This is a genomic window from Kitasatospora sp. NPDC051984 (assembly GCF_044593455.1).
Classification (GTDB): Bacteria; Actinomycetota; Actinomycetes; order Streptomycetales; family Streptomycetaceae; genus Kitasatospora.
Window position 1 is genome coordinate 202,379 of the sequence record NZ_JBIUCB010000006.1, and the last position, 20,839, is coordinate 223,217.

The following is a 20,839-nucleotide window of genomic DNA, read 5'->3' on the forward strand; positions in this document are numbered from 1 at the left end:
ATGGCGGACAACTCCCCCATCAAGATCCACAACCTGCGTCCGGCGCCCGGCGCCAAGACCGACAAGATCCGCGTCGGTCGTGGTGAGGGCTCCAAGGGTAAGACCGCAGGTCGTGGTACCAAGGGCACCAAGGCCCGCTACCAGGTTCCGCAGCGCTTCGAGGGTGGCCAGATGCCCCTCCACATGCGCCTGCCGAAGCTGAAGGGCTTCAAGAACCCGGCCCACAAGCAGTTCCAGGTCGTGAACCTGGACCGCCTGGCCGAGCTCTACCCGAACGGTGGCGAGGTCACCGTCGCCGACCTGGTCGCGAAGGGCGCCGTTCGCAAGAACGAGCTCGTCAAGGTTCTCGGCCAGGGCGACATCGCGGTTGCGCTGCAGGTGACGGTTGACGCCGTCTCCGGCTCCGCCACCGAGAAGATCACCGCCGCGGGCGGCTCGGTCACCGAGCTGCTGTGACGTCGCTGATCTGACGCACGGACAGAAACCGGGCCCCGCACTCCTCTTGAGAAAGAGGGGGCGGGGCCCGGCTTCGTTCCGGCTTGAACAGCTGTGCTGTATTTGTGTGTCAAACCCGGGCAAGCCGTACCCCATGCGTGGGGGAGCGGCAGTGCGCGCTTCTGTCGAGCACCCGGGCACTGTTAGAGTCCGTGAAGTTCCCTTACCCCACATCAGGACCGACCCTTCCGCCGACGACGCGCGGGAGGCGCAGGAGGCACCGTGCTCAGTGCGTTCGCGCGGGCGTTCCAGACGCCCGACCTGCGCAAGAAGCTGCTGTTCACGCTGGGCATCATGGTGCTGTTCCGGCTGGGCGCCCACATTCCGATGCCCGGAATCAACTTCGAGGCCGTTCACGCGTGCGTGGCAGGCCAGAAGGAGGGCCTGTTCGGGCTGGTCAACCTGTTCAGTGGCAACGCGCTGCTGCAGTTGACCATCTTCGCGCTCGGCATCATGCCGTACATCACGGCCAGCATCATCCTGCAGCTGCTCACCGTGGTCATCCCGCGGCTGGAGGCCCTGAAGAAGGAGGGGCAGTCCGGCCAGGCGAAGATCACCCAGTACACCCGTTACCTGACCATCGCGCTCGCGGTGCTGCAGGGCACCGGCATTCTCGCGACCGCGTCCAGCGGCGCGCTGTTCTCCGGCTGCCCGCAGGGTCAGAACATCGTTCCGGACCAGTCGATCTTCCGGATCGCCACCATGGTGATCATCATGACCGCCGGCACCACGGTGATCATGTGGCTGGGTGAGCTGATCACCGACCGCGGTATCGGCAACGGCATGTCCATCCTGATCTTCACCTCGATCGCGGCCGGCTTCCCCGGCTCGATGTGGGCCATCAAGGGCTCCGGCAAGCTGCTGGACGGCTGGGGCGAGTTCGCCGCGGTCATCCTGGTCGGCATCATCGTGGTCTGCCTGGTCATCTTCGTCGAGCAGGCCCAGCGCCGGATCCCGGTCCAGTACGCGAAGCGGATGGTCGGCCGCCGGTCGTTCGGTGGTACGTCGACCTACATCCCGCTGAAGGTCAACCAGGCCGGTGTGATCCCGGTCATCTTCGCCTCCTCGCTGCTGTACATCCCGGCGCTGGTGGTGCAGCTGACCAACTCGCAGGCGGGCTGGGCGATTTGGATCAAGAACCACTTCATCAAGGGTGACCACCCGATCTACATGGCCACCTACTTCGTGCTGATCGTGTTCTTCGCGTTCTTCTACGTCGCCATCTCCTTCAACCCCGAAGAAGTTGCCGACAATATGAAGAAGTATGGTGGGTTCATCCCGGGCATCCGGGCCGGCCGACCGACGGCCGAGTACCTGAACTACGTGCTCACCCGCATCACGTGGCCGGGTTCGCTGTACCTGGGCCTGATCGCGTTGATCCCGATGGTCGCCCTCGTCGCCTTCGGGCAGCAGACCAACTTCCCGTTCGGCGGCACTTCCGTGCTCATCGTCGTCGGCGTCGGACTCGAAACTGTGAAGCAGATCGAGAGCCAGCTCCAGCAGCGTAATTACGAAGGGTTCCTCCGCTGATGCGTATCGTCCTCGTCGGACCCCCCGGGGCCGGGAAGGGTACTCAGGCGCACGTTCTGGCCAAGACCCTGTCCATTCCCCACATCTCCACGGGTGACCTGTTCCGTGCCAACATCAGCCAGGGCACCCCGCTGGGTGTCGAGGCGAAGGCATACATGGACGCCGGGCGCCTGGTGCCCGACGAGGTCACCATCGGGATGGCCAAGGACCGCATGCTCCAGGAGGACGCCGCCAACGGCTTCCTGCTGGACGGGTTCCCGCGCAACCTCGGTCAGGCGGAGGCGCTGGACGCCTTCCTGACCGAGCAGGGCATCGCGCTGGACGGCGTGCTGGACCTTGAGGTCCCCGAGGACGAGGTCGTCAAGCGGATCGCCGGTCGTCGGCTGTGCCGCAAGAACGGCGCCCACGTCTTCCACGTGGCGTACAACCCGCCGAAGACCGAGGGCGTCTGCGACGAGTGCGGCGGCGAGCTGTACCAGCGCTCGGACGACACCGAGGAAGCCGTGCGGGTCCGGTTGGAGGAGTACCACTCCAAGACCGAGCCGATCATCGGCTACTACCAGGAGCAGGGCCTGCTGGTCACCATCTCCGCCCTCGGCAAGGTGGACGAGGTGACCGAGCGCGCGGTCGCCGCCCTGGAGAAGAACAAGAACGCCTGAGCCACGTGCCAGTGAGACGGCCGGGTCGCCCGAAGCGGGCGGCCCGGCCGTCTCGGCGTCGTACGGTGGAAGGCAGTCAGAAATCAGAACGTGGAAGGCGTTGACCAGATGGTGGAGATCAAGACCCCCGAGCAGATCGCCAAGATGCGGGCGGCCGGGCTGGTCGTCGCCGAGGCCCTGAAGGCGTGCCGCGAGGCGGTCGTCCCGGGGGTGACCACCGGCGAGCTGAACGACATCGCCGACCAGGTCATCGCCAAGCACGGCGCCACCTCGAACTTCCGGGCCGACCACGGCGGCCTGTGGTTCCCGGGCGTGATCTGCGCCTCGGTGAACGAGGAGGTCGTGCACGGCATCCCCGGCGACAAGGTGCTGAAGGCCGGCGACCTGATCTCGATCGACTGCGGCGCGATCCTGGACGGCTGGCACGGCGACGCGGCGATCACCGTCGCGGTCGGCGAGACCGCCGACGAGAACGTGATGCTGTCGAAGGTCACCGAGGGCTCGATGTGGGCCGGCATCGCCCAGATGAAGAAGGGCAACCGCCTGGTCGACGTCTCCCGGGCGATCGAGGGCTTCATCCGGCGCCAGCCGCTGCCGCCGAAGGGCAAGTGGGGCATCACCGAGGGTTACGGCGGCCACGGCATCGGCACCGCCATGCACATGGAGCCGCACGTGCTGAACTACGTGGCCGGCCGCGGCAAGGGCCCGAAGCTGGTGCCCGGCACGGTGCTGGCGATCGAGCCGATGGTCTCGCTCGGCACCCCGCACACGGCGATCCTGGACGACGACTGGACGGTCGTCACCACCGACGGCACCTGGGCCTCGCACTGGGAGCACTCGGTGGCCATCACCGAGCAGGGCCCGCTGGTGCTGACCGCGTTCGACGGCGGCAAGGCGGAGCTGGCCAAGCTGGGCGTCACCGCGGCGCCGGACCCGCTGGGCTGATCCCGCAGGGGCGGCACGCGCGGCAGCCGGCGGTTTGAGGGACATGTCTCAAAGTGGCTGATCGAGGCCCGGGGGTTTTGACCCCCGGGCCTCTTGTCCTATTTTCGTCAGCTGGTACCCGTAGCAGCTACCCCAGGAGAGACAGTGCTCAAGGGCTTCCGCGACTTCATGATGCGCGGCAACGTCATCGACATGGCCGTCGGTGTGGTCATCGGTGCCGCGTTCACCGGAGTCGTGACCGGCTTCGTGACCGCGTTCCTCACCCCGGTGCTCGGAGTGGTGGTCGGCGCGGCCGGCGACTTCAGCGCGTACAAGGCCACGGTGGCCGGCGTGACCTTCCCGTACGGCCAGTTCCTGAACGTGCTGATCGCGTTCGTCCTGACCGCCGCGGTGCTGTACTTCTGCGTGGTGCTGCCGGTCTCCAAGGCCACCGCCCGGTACATGCCGAAGAAGCCCGCCACGCCCAAGCGGCCGTGCCCCGAGTGCCTGACCGAGATCCCCGAGGCGGCCCGCCGCTGCTCGGCGTGCACCGCCGTGGTGGAGCCGGTGGTGCCCATCCAGGTGATGGCCAAGGGCTGAGAATTTCGCGTCGACGTGGTGCCTGGTTTACGATGGTGCGTCGGCTCTCTCGTAGCGTGTTTCGGCACGCCCTCAGCCCAGGAGGTCTCTCCCGGGTGGAGGTGAAGCCTGGTTCGCACGAGCGTTCCGCATACGGTAGCCGGACCCGAAGGGTGGATCTCGCAGTTCATGGCTAAGAAGCAAGGCGCCATTGAGATCGAGGGCACCGTGATCGAGTCTCTTCCGAACGCGATGTTCAAGGTCGAGCTGCAGAACGGTCACAAGGTCCTCGCGCACATCAGCGGCAAGATGCGCATGCACTACATCCGCATCCTTCCGGATGACCGGGTCGTGGTGGAGCTCAGCCCCTACGACCTGACCCGCGGCCGGATCGTCTACCGCTACAAGTAGGAACAACCCCTCGTCCTGACGAGGGGCTTGCCAGATCGAGACCCCGGAGAACCTGGATCATGAAGGTCAAGCCGAGCGTCAAGAAGATCTGCGACAAGTGCAAGGTGATCCGCCGTCACGGCCGGGTCATGGTGATCTGCGACAACCTGCGCCACAAGCAGCGCCAGGGCTGAGTCACCCCCCAGCATTTCTCGTAGTACCTTCGCGCGACGCGCATCAACGTCATACGCGGGCCGCCCGATCCGTCCGAACAGGACGGACTGCCACCCCCGGTCAGAGGCCGGGGCTCCCTGTCGAGAGACAGCGAGTAGGCGGCTCGTCAGACCTCTGAAGAACCACAGGAGCCATCAATGGCACGCCTCGCCGGCGTTGATCTCCCCCGCGAAAAGCGGATCGAGATCGCCCTCACCTACGTCTACGGCATCGGCCGTACCCGCGCCCAGCAGACGCTGGTCGAGACCGGTGTGAGCCCGGACGTCCGCGTCCGCGACATCACCGAGGAAGACCTCGTCAAGCTGCAGAAGTTCATCGACGCGAACTTCGAGGTCGAGGGTGACCTCCGCCGCGCCGTCGCCGCCGACATCCGCCGCAAGGTCGAGATCGGCTGCTACGAGGGCCTGCGTCACCGCCGTGGCCTGCCGGTCCGCGGTCAGCGCACCCACACCAACGCGCGTACCCGCAAGGGCCCGCGTCGCGCGATCGCCGGTAAGAAGAAGCCGGGCAAGAAGTAGTCCGTCCCGTCAACCGGACATCCCTCCGGCCCGCGGGATAGCGGACCGACCACCTCAGTAGGAGAACAGACTTATGCCCCCCAAGGGTCGTCAGGCTGCCGGCGCGAAGAAGATCCGCCGCAAGGAGAAGAAGAACGTCGCTCACGGGCACGCCCACATCAAGAGCACGTTCAACAACACCATCGTTTCGATCACCGACCCCTCGGGCAACGTGATCTCCTGGGCCTCCGCCGGCCACGTCGGTTTCAAGGGCTCGCGCAAGTCCACCCCGTTCGCCGCGCAGATGGCCGCCGAGGCTGCTGCCCGTCGCGCGCAGGAGCACGGCATGCGCAAGGTCGACGTCTTCGTCAAGGGTCCGGGCTCCGGCCGCGAGACCGCGATCCGTTCGCTCCAGGCCACCGGCCTGGAGGTCGGCTCGATCCAGGACGTCACCCCCACCCCGCACAACGGCTGCCGTCCGCCGAAGCGCCGCCGCGTTTGATCCGTGTCGTCCCTCCGGGGGCGATTCGGGCACGTGGGTAGTGTCTTAAACCTGGTACGGGGTCCCGTTTTCAACGGGACCCCGTACGCTTGACTCCATCGGCATCAAATAGTGGGTGCCGAAGACAACTGGAGGATCCAGAACATGCTTATCGCTCAGCGTCCTTCGCTGACCGAAGAGGTTGTCGACGAGTTCCGCTCGCGGTTCGTCATCGAGCCGCTGGAGCCGGGCTTCGGCTACACCCTCGGCAACTCGCTCCGTCGCACGCTCCTCTCCTCGATCCCGGGTGCCGCTGTCACCAGCATCCGCATCGACGGTGTCCTGCACGAGTTCACCACCGTGCCGGGCGTCAAGGAGGACGTCACCGACCTCATCCTGAACATCAAGCAGCTGGTCGTCTCCTCGGAGCACGACGAGCCGGTCGTGATGTACCTGCGCAAGCAGGGCCCGGGTGTGGTCACCGCCGCCGACATCGCGCCCCCGGCCGGTGTCGAGGTGCACAACCCCGAGCTGGTCCTCGCCACCCTGAACGGCAAGGGCAAGCTGGAGATGGAGCTGACCGTCGAGCGCGGTCGCGGCTACGTCTCCGCCGTGCAGAACAAGGCTTCCGGCCAGGAGATCGGCCGCATCCCGGTCGACTCGATCTACAGCCCCGTGCTGAAGGTCACCTACAAGGTCGAGGCCACCCGTGTCGAGCAGCGCACCGACTTCGACAAGCTGATCGTCGACGTCGAGACCAAGCCCGCCATGCGTCCGCGCGACGCCATGGCGTCGGCCGGTAAGACCCTGGTCGAGCTGTTCGGCCTGGCCCGCGAGCTGAACGTCGACGCCGAGGGCATCGACATGGGTCCGTCCCCGACGGACGCCGCCCTGGCCGCGGACCTGGCGCTGCCGATCGAGGAGCTGGAGCTCACGGTCCGCTCCTACAACTGCCTCAAGCGCGAGGGCATCCACACCGTGGGTGAGCTCGTTGCCCGCTCGGAGGCCGACCTGCTCGACATCCGCAACTTCGGTGCGAAGTCGATCGACGAGGTCAAGGCGAAGCTGGCCGGCATGGGCCTGGCCCTCAAGGACAGCCCGCCCGGATTCGACCCGACCGCTGCCGCCGACGCCTTCGGCGCCGACGACCTGGACGACCAGGGCTACGCGGAGACCGAGCAGTACTGAGTTTTGGCACCGGGGGTGGTTCCCAGTGAACCGCCCCCGGCACCATGAAAAGTCGTGCGGACGCGGTGTCCGTACGCCCGCTGCGGTACCTGGTACGGCCGCAGTCGGAGATTCAAGGAGCTGAACATGCCCCGTCCCACCAAGGGCGCCCGCCTCGGCGGCGGCCCGCACCACGAGCCGCTGCTGCTGGCCGGCCTGGCCCGCGAGCTGTTCCAGTACGGCCGCATCACCACCACCGAGGCCAAGGCCCGTCGCCTGCGCCCGCTGGCGGAGAAGCTGATCACCAAGGCGAAGAAGGGCGACATCCACAACCGTCGCCTGGTGCGCAAGACCATCACCGACGTGTCGGTCCTGCACACCCTCTTCACCGAGATCGCCCCGCGGTTCGAGAACCGCCCCGGCGGTTACACCCGCATCACCAAGATCGGCACCCGTCGTGGCGACAACGCCCCGATGGCCGTGATCGAGCTGGTCGAGGGCGAGATCGCCACCAAGGCGACCGTCGCCGAGGCCGAGGCCGCTGCCAAGCGCGCCGTCAAGGAGGCCGACCAGGCCGCCGAGGCCAAGGCCGACGAGGCCGAGACCACCGAGGCCTGAGCCTCCTAGGTCCGTGACCGGGCCCGCTCTCCCGTCCGACGGGGGAGCGGGCCCGTTCGCATCTCAGCAGCGAGACAGGGGAGTTGGAGTGGTGAACGACTGCGCGGAGCAGCCGCCGGTGAAGGACGGCCCGGCCGACGGGCACACCCGGATCAGGCTGGATCTGGCGTACCACGGCGCGGAGTTCTCCGGCTGGGCCCGGCAGCGCGGACGGCGCACCGTGCAGGGCGAGCTCGAAGACGCACTGCGGATCGTGCTGCGGAGCGAAGAGAACTTCCCGCTGACCGTGGCCGGGCGGACCGACGCGGGGGTGCACGCGCGCGGGCAGGTCGCGCACGTCGACCTGCCGGACGAGCTGTGGGCCCAGCACGGCGAGAAGCTGCTGCGCAGGCTCGCCGGGCGGCTGCCGGCCGACGTCCGGGTGTACCGGCTCTCCGAGGCACCGCACGGGTTCGACGCGCGGTTCGCCGCGATCTGGCGGCGGTACGCGTACCGGGTCGCCGACCACCAGGGCGGGGTCGACCCGATGCTGCGCGGGCACGTGCTGTGGCACGACCGGCCGCTGGACGTGGAGAAGATGAACGCCGCCGCGAAGCTGCTCGTCGGCGAGCACGACTTCGCCGCCTACTGCAAGAAGCGCGAGGGCGCGACGACCATCCGCACCCTGCTGGAAGTCCACTGGGAGCGGGTGCAGATCGACCCGTACGCCGCCCAGGAGGGCTCGCTGGCGGTGGCGACGGTGCGGGCGGACGCGTTCTGCCACAACATGGTGCGCGCGCTGGTCGGCGCGATGCTGCTGGTCGGCGACGGGCACCGGCCGGTGGAGTTCCCGGGCGAGGTGCTGGCCGGCGGGGTGCGGAACTCGGCGGTGAACGTCATCCGGCCGCACGGGCTGACGCTGGAGGAGGTCGGGTACCCGGAGGACTCGCTGCTGGCGGAGCGGAATCGGGTTTCGCGGCGGCTTCGGACTCTGGGCGGGGATGCCGCCGAGGGTGCCACGGCAGCTGCGTCGGGCGGATCCGACTGAGGGTGCCCTCCCGCTTCGCGCAGTTCTCCCCCAGCCCTTGGCGGGCTGGGAGGTGCCCCCACGCGCCCCCGACGGGGCGCGGGTACTCGGGGGGTGACAGGTAATCCGTTTTGTCGCCCGGCGAGGGCTTGGCACAATTCCGTGGCATGGGACACGTCGAGATCTCGCACCTGGAGTACTACCTGCCGGACGGGCGGGTGCTGTTCGACGACGCGTCCTTCCGCGTCGGCGAGGGCGCGGCCGTGGCGCTGGTCGGCGCGAACGGCGCGGGGAAGACCACGCTGCTGCGCATGATCGCGGGGGATGTGCAGCCGCACGGCGGCTCGGTGACGGTGAGCGGCGGGCTGGGCGTGATGCGCCAGTTCGTCGGTACCACCGGCCGGGAGGACGCGAAGGACACCCCGGGTGCGCTGGCCGCCGACGCCTCGGTGCGGGACCTGCTGGTCTCGGTCGCGCCGAAGCGGATCGCGGACGCCGCCCGCCGGGTGGACGCCGCCGAGCTGGCGATGATCGCGCAGGACGACGAGAAGTCGCAGATGGCGTACGCGCAGGCGCTCTCCGACTGGTCGGACGCCGGCGGCTACGAGTACGAGGCCGACTGGGACGTCTGCACCATGGCCGCGCTCGGCATGTCGTTCGACCGCGCGCAGTGGCGGGGTCTGAACACGCTGTCCGGCGGCGAGCAGAAGCGGCTGGTGCTGGAAGCGCTGCTGCGCGGCCCGGACGAGGTGCTGCTGCTGGACGAGCCGGACAACTACCTGGACGTGCCGGGCAAGCGCTGGCTGGAAGAGGCGATCCGGGCCACCAACAAGACGGTGCTGTACATCTCGCACGACCGCGAGCTGCTCTCCCGTACCGCCGAGAAGATCATCGCGGTGGAGTCCGGCGCGGCCGGCTCCAGCGTGTGGGTGCACGGTGGCGGCTTCGACACCTTCCACGAGGCGCGCAAGGCCCGGTTCGAGCGGTTCGAGGAGCTGCGCCGCCGGTGGGACGAGGAGCACGCCAAGCTGAAGAAGCTGGTGGTGACGCTGCGGCAGGCGGCGGCGGTCAGCCACGAGATGGCGTCCCGGTACGCGGCCGCGCAGACCAGGCTGAAGAAGTTCGAGGACGCGGGACCGCCGGAGGCGCCGCCGCGCGAGCAGTCCATCAGCATGCGGCTGAAGGGCGGCCGCACCGGCGTGCGGGCGTTCACCATGCAGGGCCTGGAGCTGACCGGGCTGATGAAGCCGTTCGACCTGGAGGTCTTCTACGGCGAGCGGGTCGGCGTGCTGGGCTCGAACGGCTCCGGCAAGTCGCACTTCCTGCGGCTGCTGGCCGGCGACGAGTCGGTGAAGCACGGCGGCACCTGGAAGCTCGGCGCCCGGGTGGTGCCGGGGCACTTCCGGCAGACCCACGCGCACCCGGAGCTGCTGGGCCGCACGGTGCGGGCGATCGTCGAGGAGGAGCACGCGCTGTCCCGCGGCGCCGCGATGTCGGCGCTGCGCCGCTACGAGCTGGACCGGCAGGAGGAGCAGAAGTTCGAGTCGCTGTCCGGCGGGCAGCAGGCCCGGCTGATGATCCTCAAGCTGGAGCTGTCGGGCGTGACGGCGCTGCTGCTGGACGAGCCGACCGACAACCTGGACCTGGAGAGCGCGGAGGCGCTGCAGCAGGGCCTGGAGGCGTTCGACGGCACGGTGCTGTGCGTCACCCACGACCGCTGGTTCGCCCGGACCTTCGACCGGTTCCTGGTGTTCGGTTCGGACGGCCGGGTCTACGAGTCGCCCGAGCCGGTCTGGGACGAGGCCCGGGTCGTCCGGGACCGCTGATTCCGCGGCGGCGATGCCGGGCCGGTTTGGAGTCAGTGCCCCCGGCCCGGTATTGTTGGCTGCTGTTGTGCGTATTGGCTCGCTCTATCTCACGTGAGAGGTCGGTACGCCGGAGACACCACAGGCCGAACTCCAGTGGCCAATGCCCGAATTGCGTCCGGGACGGTTGGCTGGAGGCCCCGGGTCCTGTGTGCTCCTGTCAGGACCCACTCACTGAAAAGCGAAGGCTACGACCGTGCGTACGTACAGCCCCAAGCCCGGCGACGTCCAGCGTCAGTGGCACGTCATCGACGCGACCGACGTCGTGCTCGGCCGCCTGGCCTCCCAGGCCGCCAACCTCCTGCGGGGCAAGCACAAGGCGATCTACGCGCCGCACGTTGACACTGGTGACTTCGTCATCATCATCAACGCCGACAAGGTGCACCTCTCGGGCAACAAGAAGACCCAGAAGCTCGCCTACCGTCACAGCGGCTTCCCGGGCGGTCTCCGCTCGGTGCGCTACGACGACCTGCTGGCGAACAACCCGGAGAAGGCCGTCGAGAAGGCCATCAAGGGCATGGTTCCGAAGAACAGCCTCGGCCGTCAGATGCTCTCGAAGCTGAAGGTCTACTCGGGCGACCAGCACCCGCACGCTGCGCAGCAGCCGGTGCCGTTCGAGATCTCCCAGGTCGCGCAGTAATTCCGGCCACCCACACCCCAACTGACGTAGAAGAGCTGAGGAACACCGTGGCCGAGACTGTCACCGAGACCACCCTCGAGGTCGAATTCGACGACGAGAACGTCGACGAGTACACCACCGAGTCCGAGTACACCACCGAGTCGCTGGCCGGCCGCTTCGGCGAGGCCGTCCCCGGCGCCGGCCTCGGCCGCCGCAAGGAGGCGATCGCCCGCGTGCGCATCGTCCCCGGCACCGGCCAGTGGAAGATCAACGGTCGCACCCTGGAGAACTACTTCCCCAACAAGGTGCACCAGCAGACCGTGAACGAGCCCTTCAAGCTCCTCGAGCTGGACGGCCGTTACGACGTTGTCGCCCGCATCTCGGGTGGCGGCGTCTCCGGTCAGGCCTACGCGCTGCGCCTCGGCGTGGCCCGTGCGCTGAACGAGGCGGACGTGGACAACAACCGCGGCCCGCTGAAGAAGGCCGGCTTCCTGACCCGTGACTCTCGCGCCGTCGAGCGCAAGAAGGCCGGTCTGAAGAAGGCCCGCAAGGCGCCGCAGTACAGCAAGCGCTAATCGCACCCTGCATGCGATCCTCGCCCCGGAGCACTTCGTGCTCCGGGGCGTTGTGCCTCCCGGACTCGTGCGGGGTCCGCGGGGGCTGGTACCAACCGAGCCGCAAGGCGCTGACAGGACGGGACGAACGCGAACATGGCACGACTCTTCGGTACGGACGGGGTGCGCGGGGTGGCCAATGTGGGCCTGACCGCGGAACTGGCGCTCGGCCTGTCAGTGGCCGCCGCCCATGTGCTCGGCGACGCGAACGCGTTCGAGGGGCACCGGCCGGTCGCCGTGGTCGGCCGTGACCCCCGCGCGTCCGGAGAGTTCCTGGAGGCCGCCGTCATCGCCGGCCTGGCCAGCGCCGGCGTCGACGTGCTGCGGGTCGGCGTGCTGCCCACCCCGGCGGTCGCGTACCTGACCGGCGCGCTCGGCGCGGACTTCGGCGTGATGCTCTCCGCCAGCCACAACGCGATGCCCGACAACGGCATCAAGTTCCTCGCCCGCGGCGGCCACAAGCTGGACGACGCCATCGAGGACGCGATCGAGGCGCACTACCGCCGCTACGGCGTCGGTGACGAGACCTGGGAGCGGCCGACCGGCGCCGCGGTGGGCCGGGTCCGCCAGTACAACGAGGGCTTCGACCGGTACGTGGCGCACCTCGTCGCGGTGCTGCCGAACCGGCTGGACGGCGTGAAGGTCGTCATCGACGGCGCGCACGGCGCGGCCGCCCGGGTCGCCCCGGAGGCGTTCGCCCGCGCCGGCGCCGAGGTGGTGTACACCCTGGGCACCGAGCCGACCGGCCTGAACATCAACGACGGCGTCGGCTCCACCCACCTGGACAAGCTGCGCGTCGCGATGAAGGAGCACCAGGCCGACCTGGGCATCGCCCTGGACGGCGACGCGGACCGCTGCCTGGCCGCCGACGCCGAGGGCAACGAGGTCGACGGCGACCAGATTCTGGCGATCCTCGCGGTCGCCATGAAGGAAGCGGGCACGCTGCGCCGCAACACCGCGGTGGCCACCGTGATGTCCAACCTCGGCTTCAAGCTGGCGATGGAACGCGAGGGCATCGAGCTGGTGCAGACCGCGGTCGGCGACCGGTACGTGCTGGAGGAGATGAAGCAGCACGGCTTCGCGCTCGGCGGCGAGCAGTCCGGCCACGTGATCCTGCTGGACCACGCCACCACCGGCGACGGCACCCTGACCGGCCTGATGCTCGGCGCCCGGCTGGCCGCCACCAAGCAGCCGCTGGCCGACCTCGCCACCGTGATGACCCGGCTGCCGCAGGTGCTGATCAACGTCAAGGGTGTCGACAAGGACCGGGTCGAGTCCTGCCTCGAACTCCAGGCCGCCGTCGGCGAGGCGGAGGCCGAGCTCGGCACCACCGGCCGGGTGCTGCTGCGCAAGTCCGGCACCGAGCCGCTGGTCAGGGTGATGGTCGAAGCGGTCGGCCACGAGCAGGCCCAGTCGGTCTGCGAGCGCCTTGCCGAATCGGTTCGCCTGCACCTGGGCTGACGGTGCGTCGGGGGCCGGTCCACTGGGCCGGCCCCCGACTGTTGCGCCACATGCCTACGGCTGCGGCTGCTGCTGCGCGGCAGGGTTCTTCTTCACCGGGATCCATACCTGGTAGAAGCCGCTGCCGTACGTGTTGTGGTACGGGATGCTGACCAGCAGGCGGTACTTGCCCTCGGCGCGCAGCTGCTTGACGAGCTTCTCGTCGAGCGCGCCGGTGACCGTTTTGTCGAACACCACGACGTCGAAGTAGCCGTCGGTGAGAGCGGCCTTGAAGCCCGCCTCGCCGGTGACGACCTTCTTGTCCTTGGTCTGGTAACTGATGGTGTACGTCGAAGTCCACTGGCCGAACTCGACCTTGTCCTGCAGGTAGTAGCGGGGTACCGAGTTCGCCTCGACCAGGTAGTGGCCGTTGGGCACCAGCTGCCGGTCCAGGGTGGCGATCAGCTGGGTGGAGTTCGGCCAGGCGTGGTACAGGCTGTTGGACTGCACCATGCCGAGGACCAGCAGGACGACCCAGGCGAGGATGCCCAGCTGCGGGTGCCGGAAGTGCGAGCCGACCACGCGGGTGATGCCCAGGGCGGCCATCGGGGCGGCGAAGAACAGGCCGTAGCCGATGTGCTTGTGCAGCGAGACGCTCTCGTGGATCCAGATCTGGTAGGCCGGTGCGAGCATCGCGGTGCTGGTCAGCAGCAGGCCCATCAGGATCCGCCACAGCCGGCGCGGCACCCGGACGGCGTGCATGGTCGGGGCCTCGCTCATGCGGCCCTTGAGGGCGTACAGCACGGTGCCCAGCAGCGCCAGGGCGAACAGCAGGCCGCCCCACTCGGCGCAGTCGCGGAGCATGTCCAGCCGGACGCCGTGGCCGGTGGCGCGGCCGGTGGTGGTGGACTGCAGGCCCTTGAGGATGTCCGAGCCGGTGAGGCGCAGCGCGGTGTAGGCGCCGCCGACCGCGACGGCCGGGATCAGGAACGCCCGCAGCAGCGACCGCCAGGCGTGGTACGGCACGGCGGCCAGGCAGGCCAGCGCCACCACGATCGGGGCGTACATCAGCGCGGCGTACTTGACGGCGACGGCCAGCACCAGCACCGGCGGGATGGTCAGGGCACTCAGCCACCAGCCGTTCCGGGCGGTGCGCACCGCGAGCCAGGCGCCCACTGCGATCAGGAACAGCGCGGCGGCGTCGTAGGTGGCCAGCGCACCCATGAACAGGGTGGACTGGGTGACCGCGAAGCAGCCCGCTGCGACCAGCGCGACCCGCTCGTTGAACAGCCGGCGGGTCATCATGTACAGCAGCGCGGTGGTGCCCAGCATGAACCCCAGCGACAGGCCGCGGGCTCCGGCCAGGCCGAACCAGGTGTCGAACGCGGCGGCCAGCGGCGGGTACAGCAGCGGCGAGCCGGAGAAGTACGCGGCGAACGAGTCCGGCAGCGGGGCGCCGCCGTTCAGGTGGTGCAGCTGGAGGTGGCCGGCGTAAAGGTACAGCGCCTCGTCCTCGAAGGCGCTGTTGCTCAGACGGAGCGTCAGCAGGGCCTGGGCGAGCAGGATGCCGAGCAGGACCAGGCGGCTGACCCAGGTGCGGCGGCTGCTCGGCAGCGGGTCCCAGCCGACGTCGGGGACGTCGGGCAGGGTGTAGCCGGGTTCGGGCGCCTTCGGCTCCGGAGCCGCCTCCGGTTCCTGCTGCTGCTCCTGCGGCTCGGCCGGGTGGCTCCCGCCGAACCAGCCGAAGTTCTGCTCCGCGGGGTAGCGATCCTGCTGGTCGGCCGGGGCCTGCGAGGTGATTGCGTCGTCGCGCTGCTGCGTCATCAGGGTTTTCTCGGATCGAAGCCGTACTGCGGGTCGGCGGCGTGCTGCTTGAAGGCGGCCAGGGAACTGGGCGTCTTCTCCAGCCGCCAGTCGGCGCGCTTGCTGATGTTGAACCAGATGAAGCCGAGGACGTCCGGGTGCTTCTCCACACCGCTGAACAGCTCGTCGACGAAGGAGGAGGCCTTCTTGCCGGGTTCGGCGGCGGTCTCGCTGATGATGAACGGTTTGCTGCTGAAGCCGCGGATCTGATCCATGGTCGGCCCGTAGACCTGATCGAAGTTCTTGTCGCAGCACTCGGTCCAGTAGCCGATCATGCCGACCCAGTCGATGTAGCCGTCGCCGGGGTAGTACGGCTGCAGGGCGACGCTCTTCACCGGGTTGATGATGTTCGGGCTCCACACCCAGATGACGTTGGACGCGCCGCGGTCCTGGAAGATGTCGTGGATCCGGCGCCACGCCCCGACGAAGTCCTCGGCGCTGTTGGTCTTGGTGCCCCAGTCGTACCAGTGGGCGTTCATCTCGTGGGCGAAGCTGATCGCCACCGGGACGTTGGTCTTCTGCACCGCGGTGGCGAACGTCTTGATGTAGGCGTCCGAGTTGCCCTTGGCGATGTCGGCCAGCGGGGTCTTGTAGGGCTCCCAGGCGATGTACGGCAGGGCGCCGTTCTGCCAGCTGAGCCGGACGCCGGTGGAGTCGAACTGGTCGCCCCAACTGGCGTAGTTCTCGATGAGGTTGGGCTGCTTGCCGACCATCTCGGTGTACTTCTGCACCGGGTCCATGGAGGCCGGGGCGCCGTCCAGGGCGACGCCGAAGTACTTCTTCGCGGGCTGCAGCAGCGGGGTCGTGTCGGCCGGGGCCTGGCTGGGGTCGGCGGAGGCGACCTGGGTGTCGCCGGGGCCGAACGCGTCGTGGCCGGCGGACGGGCCGGAGCGGGTGCAGCCGGGCAGCAGGGCGAGCAGGCCTGCCAGCAGCAGGCAGGTGGCGGTTCTGGCTCGGTAGGTCGGATTCACGCGGCCTTCTCGCTTCGGGGCTGGAGGAGGGTGCGGCCGACGACCAGGGCGTAGAACAGCCCGGAGGCAAGCACCAGGGCGTAGTCCGGCGGGTATCCGGTGACGATGCGCCACACGGCGGTGCCCACCCAGGCGAGCGCGGTGCCGCCGCCCCAGACGGACAGGCCCAGCCACAGCCGGCGGGTGCGGTTCTTCTTGGCGGTGCTGGAGCCGGTCGGCTGCCAGGACATCCGCTTGCGGCGCAGGATGTCCCAGATGGCGAAGAAGTGTGCCCAGCCGTACATCATCCGGCAGGACCAGGCTTCCAGGCGGTACGGGACGCGGTGCCAGAGCGGGAAGATCACCGTGGTGTACACCAGGCTGGGCAGCACCAGCCAGAGCCGCTCGACCAGGAACATCTCCGGGTGCCAGATCAGCAGCACGAGCGGGATCACCGGCGCCAGGAAGATGAAGATCGCGGTGTGGATGTAGTAGAAGAACCCGGACATGTAGCAGAGCCGGCTGCTCCAACGGAGCTTGGTGTCCCAGAACTTGCGGCTTCCGAGCAGGCTCATCGAACCGGAGCACCAGCGGTACTGCTGGTTGTAGAAGGCGCCCGCGGTGTCCGGGCAGACGCCGGTGGCCAGCGCCAGCGGCACGTACTTCAGGCCCCAGCCGAGGCGGCGGAGGTCGAAGCCGGTGTGCACGTCCTCGGAGTGCTCGATCAGCGTGGTGCCGCCGTTCTCGTCCAGCGCGGCACGCCGGTAGATGGCGCAGCTGCCGACGCAGATCGCGCCGTCCCGGGCCTGCCGGGAGACCTGCACGGAGCGGTAGAACAGCTCCTGGACGGCGCCGGCGCCGCGCTCCACCCAGCTCTGCGAGTCCAGCACCCGGAAGTACTGCGGGGACTGCACGATGCCGAGCTTCGGGTCGGCGTCCATGTGTGGGAGGAGTTCGGCCAGCAGGTCGGCGCGCGGCGTGAAGTCGGCGTCCAGGATGAGGATGAACTCACCGTCGGAGTTGCCGAAGCCGAAGTGCAGGTTGCCGGCCTTCTTGAACCAGCCGCGGTTCGGCCGGGTGCCGTAGCGGAAGCCGAAGTCGAGGGCCATGGCTTCGAGTTCGGGGCTGTCCGAGTCGTCGAGCACGTACGGCATGCACAGGCCGGGGTAGTTGTCGGCCATCTCCCGGACGTGCTTCCAGGTGTTGTGCAGGATCTCGATCGGCTCGCCGCACACCGGGAGGAAGACGTCGACGGTCGGGTACTCCTCCGGCCGCCAGGAGCGCACCAGTTGGCGGTGGCCCTTGAGGTCGAAGTCGCCGTTGAGGCCGGTGACCCGGAGCGAGATCAGGTAGTAGACCACGGTGAACAGCAGGAACGGCGAGTAGATCCACAGCCACGGCGCGCTCGTCACCAGGGTGACCTGACTGGCAACCAGGCAGCCGAAGCTGATCAGCGAACTGAGCGTCAGGACCCACAGGTGGCGCTTGGCGTACGCGAACTTCTCGCTGTCGCTCGGGGGTTTGGGCAGCAGCCCGAGCTGCGGCGGCGCCGCCGCGGGCTTCCGCCGGCGCTGGGCGGGGACGGGGCCGCGACGCTGAGTGCGACGTGTCGACTCGGTATTGCTGGACAAGAGGGCCCCCGTGGCCGTGCTTTGGACTTGACTCGGCCTGCCCGTACGGCGGTTGGCGCGAACCGGCGGCCGGTCGAGCTTATCCGAATGACTTTGCCGTCCCGGGGCTGCGTAATGACGTTTCCATCACGGTGGCCGCGATGCGCGGGGGAAAGCGGGACATTTCGGTTGGGTGTGGAGGCGGCATCACCGAAAGCCCGCAGATGCCCTAGCATTCACGCACATGAGCGATGGGATGGGTGTACCGCAGAGTCCGAACACTCCGGGTGGCCAGCCGCAACAGCCGTTCGGCGCACCCCAGCAGATGCCTGGTCAGCCGCCGGTCCAAGGCGCGCCGCCGTTCCCGCAGCAGCCTCAGCCGTGGCAGCAGCAGCAGACACAGTACCCCTATCCGGGGCCGCCGCCTGCCCAGCAGCAGTTCGAGCCGGACTGGCAGCAACTGGCCGACCAGCGCGAGGCGCAGGTGCGCCGCAAGCGCCTGATGACGGGTCTGGGCATCGGCATCGGCGTGGTGGTGCTCGGTGCGGGCGCGGCCGCCATCGCGGTGCTCAGCCAGGACGACAAGCCCAGTAACGATCCGGTGGCCTCCCAGTCGGGTTCCGCCCCGGTGTCGCCCACCAACTCCGCCAAGCCGTCGGGGAGCGGTTCCCCGACCACCAAGCAGCTCCCGCCGGCGATCACCGCCGAGGCCCTGTTCGCCGACCAGTCGCTCAACATCGGCGGGCACAACTACGTCCGCAAGTCCACCACCACCGACAATCCGTGCTGGAAGGCAACCGGCGCGGGCCTCGGCGACGTCCTCACCAACGCGGGCTGCGTCCAGCTGATGCGCGGCACCTACTTCACCGGCAACACGGCGGTGACGGTGGGCGTCGCGGTGTTCAAGAGCGAGGCCGACGCGGCCAAGGTCGGCGCCGGCATGAAGGGCCAGATCCAGCCGCTGTTCGGCAAGGACAACGTGGGCGAGTTCTGCCGCGACGTGGCCTGCTCGCTGACCAACCGGGTCGAGGGTCGCTACGTGGTGTTCACGGTGGCCGGCCCGATCAGCGGCGGTGCGGGCGCCCAGGACCCGGTGGCGCAGAGTTCGAGCAAGGAACTCGACAGCTACTTCGACCAGTTGCTGACCAAGGGGTCCTGACGAGCGATCGGGACTGAGGGGGGATGGACGGATGAACCGCCGGTCCTGGTGCCGCGGCGCCGCGGCGCTGGTCCTGATGATGGCCGGCGTGTCCTGTTCGGGCACGGTGTCCGACGGCACGGGTCCGGCCGGTGCGATGTTCGGCGCGCCGCCGGACAGCGAATCCTCGCCCCCCTCCACCCCCGTGGATGCCGCCCCGCCGACCAAGGCCGACCTGCTGGCGGCCTCCGGCGTGTTCTTCGGGGCGAGCACCTACCGGACGCCGTCGGCGGCCGAGACCGACGCGGTCGCCGCGGCGGCCGGGAAGCGGCCCACGATGCTGCAGTACTTCCTGGACTGGCGCAAGGAGTTCGATCCGGCGACGGTCCAGGAGATATACCGGCAGGGTGCGGTGCCGATGCTCACCTGGGAGCCCGGCGACGCCCCGTTCGAGGCCGGCCAGCCGTGGTACGCGAGCCGCCGGATCGCCGACGGCGCGTTCGACGCCTACATCACCCGTTTCGCCCGCGGGGTGCGGGACCAGCGCTGGCCGGTGGTGCTGCGGTTCGCGCACGAGATGAACGGCGACTGGTACCCGTGGTCGGTGAACGCCAACGGCAACAAGCCGGGCGACTACGCGGCGGCCTGGCGGCACGTGCACGACATCTTCGCCGCCGAGAAGGTCGACAACGTCATATGGCTGTGGAGCCCGAACGTGCTGCGCGGCGCCTCCGGCGACCTGAACAAGCTCTACCCGGGCGACGCGTACGTCGACTGGCTCGGCATGGACGCCTACGGCCTGGGCGAGAACACCGCCTCCGAGATCCTCGACCCGACCTACATCCGGCTGCGGGAGATCGCCGACAAGCCGGTGTTCATATCGGAGACCGGGGCGATGCCGGACCCGAACAAGGCCGGCTGGATCACCGACATGTTCGAGTGGATCGCCGAGCACCCGAAGGTGCCCGGCTTCGTCTGGTTCGAGCACAGCGTCGAGGAGGGCGGCCGGTACGACTACCGCTTCGCCGCCGACCAGGCCACCCGCAAGGCGTTCGCGGACGGCCTGGCGACCCTGCCGCTGCGCTCCTGGCCGGTGGCGCAGCGGCCGTCCTGACACCCCGTCCGGGGCGCGGCGTCAGAGCTTGCGGAGCAGCGCCCGGCGGACCTTGTGGTCCGCGCCCTTCTGCAGGATCAGGGTGGCCCGGCCGCGGGTGGGCAGGACGTTCTCGAGCAGGTTCGGCCGGTTGATGGTCCGCCAGACCTGCCGGCCGTAGTCCATCGCCTCCTCCTCGGGCACCTCGGTGAAGCGCCGGAAATAGGAGTTGGGGTCCTGGAAGGCGGTCTCGCGCAGCTTGCGGAACCGGTCCAGGTACCAGGCCTCGATGTCGTCGGTGCGGGCGTCGACGTAGATCGAGAAGTCGAAGTAGTCGGCGACCGCCATCCTGGTCCGCCCGTCGGTGCCGGGCAGGGCCGGCTGGAGCACGTTCAGGCCCTCGACGATCAGGATGTCGGGGCGCTCCACCACCAGCTGCTCGTCCGGCACGATGTCGTACACCAGGTGCGAGTAGACGGGGGCGGTGACCCGCTCCTTGCCGGCCTTCACGTCCGCGACGAAGCGCATCAGCGCCCGCCGGTCGTAGGACTCCGGGAAGCCCTTGCGGGCCATCAGGCCGCGCCGGCGCAGTTCCGCGTTGGGCAGCAGGAAGCCGTCGGTGGTGACCAGCTCGACCCGCGGGTGCTCGGGCCAGCGGGCGAGCAGCGCCTTCAGCAGGCGGGCCGTGGTGGACTTGCCGACCGCCACCGACCCGGCCACGCCGATGATGAACGGGGTGCGCACCCGCTCGGTGTCGGGGGTGTCCAGGAACGTGCCCAGCGCGCCGCGCAGCTCGTGCGTGGCGTGGATGTACAGGTTCAGCAGGCGCGACAGCGGCAGGTAGACGTCGCGGACCTCGTCCAGGTCCAGCGCGGTACCGAGGCCGCGGAGGCGCTCGACCTCGTCGGCGGTGAGCGGCAGCGGCGTGCGTTCGCGCAGCGCGCTCCACTCGGCGCGGTCCAGATCCACGTACGGGGAGGGGGTGGGTGCGGCGGGCGCGCCCCTCGTACAGAGTTCGGTCAGCACAGGGTCCATTGTGAGCCGTGTCCGGGCCGCCGGGTGTTGTG

At 69.0% G+C, this 20,839-nt stretch carries 22 protein-coding genes; 18 read left to right on the forward strand and 4 right to left on the reverse strand.

Annotated features, from left to right (window positions below):
* The 16 genes from rplO to glmM all read left to right on the forward strand — a co-directional run bounded on the left by rplO (window position 1) and on the right by glmM (window position 13,139).
* Window positions 1-456, forward strand: a complete 456-nt coding sequence (gene rplO, locus ACIHEI_RS14635) for a 50S ribosomal protein L15 (protein WP_387644470.1) — start codon at window positions 1-3, stop codon at window positions 454-456.
* Between the two features lie 261 nt (window positions 457-717).
* Entirely contained in the window at window positions 718-2,025 is a 1,308-nt protein-coding gene (secY, locus tag ACIHEI_RS14640; protein WP_387644473.1) for a preprotein translocase subunit SecY, read from the forward strand.
* Window positions 2,025-2,684, forward strand: coding sequence for an adenylate kinase (locus tag ACIHEI_RS14645; RefSeq protein WP_387644474.1), 660 nt, complete (start codon window positions 2,025-2,027; stop codon window positions 2,682-2,684). The genes secY and ACIHEI_RS14645 overlap by 1 nt, the downstream gene beginning before the upstream one ends.
* Before the next feature lie 108 nt (window positions 2,685-2,792).
* Window positions 2,793-3,629, forward strand: a complete 837-nt coding sequence (gene map, locus ACIHEI_RS14650) for a type I methionyl aminopeptidase (RefSeq protein WP_387644476.1) — start codon at window positions 2,793-2,795, stop codon at window positions 3,627-3,629.
* Between the two features lie 144 nt (window positions 3,630-3,773).
* Window positions 3,774-4,208, forward strand: a complete 435-nt coding sequence (gene mscL, locus ACIHEI_RS14655; RefSeq protein ID WP_387644479.1) for a large conductance mechanosensitive channel protein MscL — start codon at window positions 3,774-3,776, stop codon at window positions 4,206-4,208.
* Between the two features lie 168 nt (window positions 4,209-4,376).
* Window positions 4,377-4,598 (forward strand): translation initiation factor IF-1, encoded by a 222-nt coding sequence (gene infA / locus ACIHEI_RS14660; RefSeq protein ID WP_003956442.1) that lies wholly within the window; start codon window positions 4,377-4,379, stop codon window positions 4,596-4,598.
* A gap of 59 nt (window positions 4,599-4,657) precedes the next feature.
* Window positions 4,658-4,771: a 50S ribosomal protein L36 gene (gene rpmJ, locus ACIHEI_RS14665; protein ID WP_003956441.1), complete on the forward strand. Its 114-nt coding sequence runs from the start codon at window positions 4,658-4,660 to the stop codon at window positions 4,769-4,771.
* A gap of 177 nt (window positions 4,772-4,948) precedes the next feature.
* A complete protein-coding gene (gene rpsM, locus ACIHEI_RS14670; protein WP_387644481.1) occupies window positions 4,949-5,329 on the forward strand; it encodes a 30S ribosomal protein S13 in 381 nt (126 codons plus the stop codon).
* 73 nt (window positions 5,330-5,402) lie between these two features.
* Complete coding sequence (gene rpsK, locus ACIHEI_RS14675) at window positions 5,403-5,810, forward strand: 30S ribosomal protein S11 (RefSeq protein ID WP_014136257.1); 408 nt, start codon at window positions 5,403-5,405, stop codon at window positions 5,808-5,810.
* 144 nt (window positions 5,811-5,954) lie between these two features.
* The gene (locus tag ACIHEI_RS14680) at window positions 5,955-6,977 is read left to right on the forward strand and encodes a DNA-directed RNA polymerase subunit alpha (protein WP_030457404.1); all 1,023 of its coding nucleotides are present in this window, start codon (window positions 5,955-5,957) and stop codon (window positions 6,975-6,977) included.
* 126 nt (window positions 6,978-7,103) lie between these two features.
* On the forward strand, window positions 7,104-7,574 hold the full coding sequence (rplQ, locus tag ACIHEI_RS14685) for a 50S ribosomal protein L17 (RefSeq protein WP_387644484.1): 471 nt from the start codon (window positions 7,104-7,106) through the stop codon (window positions 7,572-7,574).
* A gap of 118 nt (window positions 7,575-7,692) precedes the next feature.
* The gene (truA, locus tag ACIHEI_RS14690; RefSeq protein WP_396606964.1) at window positions 7,693-8,601 is read left to right on the forward strand and encodes a tRNA pseudouridine(38-40) synthase TruA; all 909 of its coding nucleotides are present in this window, start codon (window positions 7,693-7,695) and stop codon (window positions 8,599-8,601) included.
* 146 nt (window positions 8,602-8,747) lie between these two features.
* The gene (locus tag ACIHEI_RS14695) at window positions 8,748-10,406 is read left to right on the forward strand and encodes an ABC-F family ATP-binding cassette domain-containing protein (RefSeq protein ID WP_396606851.1); all 1,659 of its coding nucleotides are present in this window, start codon (window positions 8,748-8,750) and stop codon (window positions 10,404-10,406) included.
* 235 nt (window positions 10,407-10,641) lie between these two features.
* Window positions 10,642-11,085: a 50S ribosomal protein L13 gene (gene rplM, locus ACIHEI_RS14700; RefSeq protein ID WP_035863497.1), complete on the forward strand. Its 444-nt coding sequence runs from the start codon at window positions 10,642-10,644 to the stop codon at window positions 11,083-11,085.
* Between the two features lie 47 nt (window positions 11,086-11,132).
* Window positions 11,133-11,639, forward strand: a complete 507-nt coding sequence (rpsI, locus tag ACIHEI_RS14705) for a 30S ribosomal protein S9 (RefSeq protein WP_387644491.1) — start codon at window positions 11,133-11,135, stop codon at window positions 11,637-11,639.
* 135 nt (window positions 11,640-11,774) lie between these two features.
* Window positions 11,775-13,139: a phosphoglucosamine mutase gene (gene glmM, locus ACIHEI_RS14710; RefSeq protein ID WP_392949473.1), complete on the forward strand. Its 1,365-nt coding sequence runs from the start codon at window positions 11,775-11,777 to the stop codon at window positions 13,137-13,139.
* A gap of 54 nt (window positions 13,140-13,193) precedes the next feature.
* On the opposite strand, the gene ACIHEI_RS14715 is transcribed toward glmM, so the two are convergent.
* Genes ACIHEI_RS14715 through ACIHEI_RS14725 form a run of 3 tightly spaced genes read right to left on the reverse strand, consistent with a single transcriptional unit; the run spans window position 13,194 to window position 17,409 of the window.
* Window positions 13,194-14,942, reverse strand: coding sequence for an ArnT family glycosyltransferase (locus ACIHEI_RS14715; protein WP_396606852.1), 1,749 nt, complete (start codon window positions 14,940-14,942; stop codon window positions 13,194-13,196).
* Complete coding sequence (locus ACIHEI_RS14720; protein ID WP_392955843.1) at window positions 14,942-15,952, reverse strand: glycoside hydrolase family 26 protein; 1,011 nt, start codon at window positions 15,950-15,952, stop codon at window positions 14,942-14,944. Before ACIHEI_RS14720 ends, ACIHEI_RS14715 begins: the two co-directional genes overlap by 1 nt.
* Window positions 15,949-17,409 carry a glycosyltransferase family 2 protein gene (locus ACIHEI_RS14725; protein ID WP_392955849.1) on the reverse strand — a complete coding sequence of 487 codons (1,461 nt, stop codon included), beginning with the start codon at window positions 17,407-17,409 and terminating at the stop codon, window positions 15,949-15,951. Before ACIHEI_RS14725 ends, ACIHEI_RS14720 begins: the two co-directional genes overlap by 4 nt.
* 376 nt (window positions 17,410-17,785) lie before the next feature.
* Here ACIHEI_RS14725 and ACIHEI_RS14730 point away from each other — a divergent pair, with 376 nt between their 5' ends.
* On the forward strand, window positions 17,786-18,700 hold the full coding sequence (locus ACIHEI_RS14730; RefSeq protein ID WP_396606853.1) for a hypothetical protein: 915 nt from the start codon (window positions 17,786-17,788) through the stop codon (window positions 18,698-18,700).
* 31 nt (window positions 18,701-18,731) lie between these two features.
* On the forward strand, window positions 18,732-19,793 hold the full coding sequence (locus tag ACIHEI_RS14735; protein ID WP_396606854.1) for a glycoside hydrolase family 26 protein: 1,062 nt from the start codon (window positions 18,732-18,734) through the stop codon (window positions 19,791-19,793).
* 21 nt (window positions 19,794-19,814) lie between these two features.
* On the opposite strand, the gene coaA is transcribed toward ACIHEI_RS14735, so the two are convergent.
* A complete protein-coding gene (gene coaA, locus ACIHEI_RS14740; RefSeq protein WP_387644509.1) occupies window positions 19,815-20,807 on the reverse strand; it encodes a type I pantothenate kinase in 993 nt (330 codons plus the stop codon).
* Window positions 20,808-20,839 lie beyond the last annotated feature (32 nt).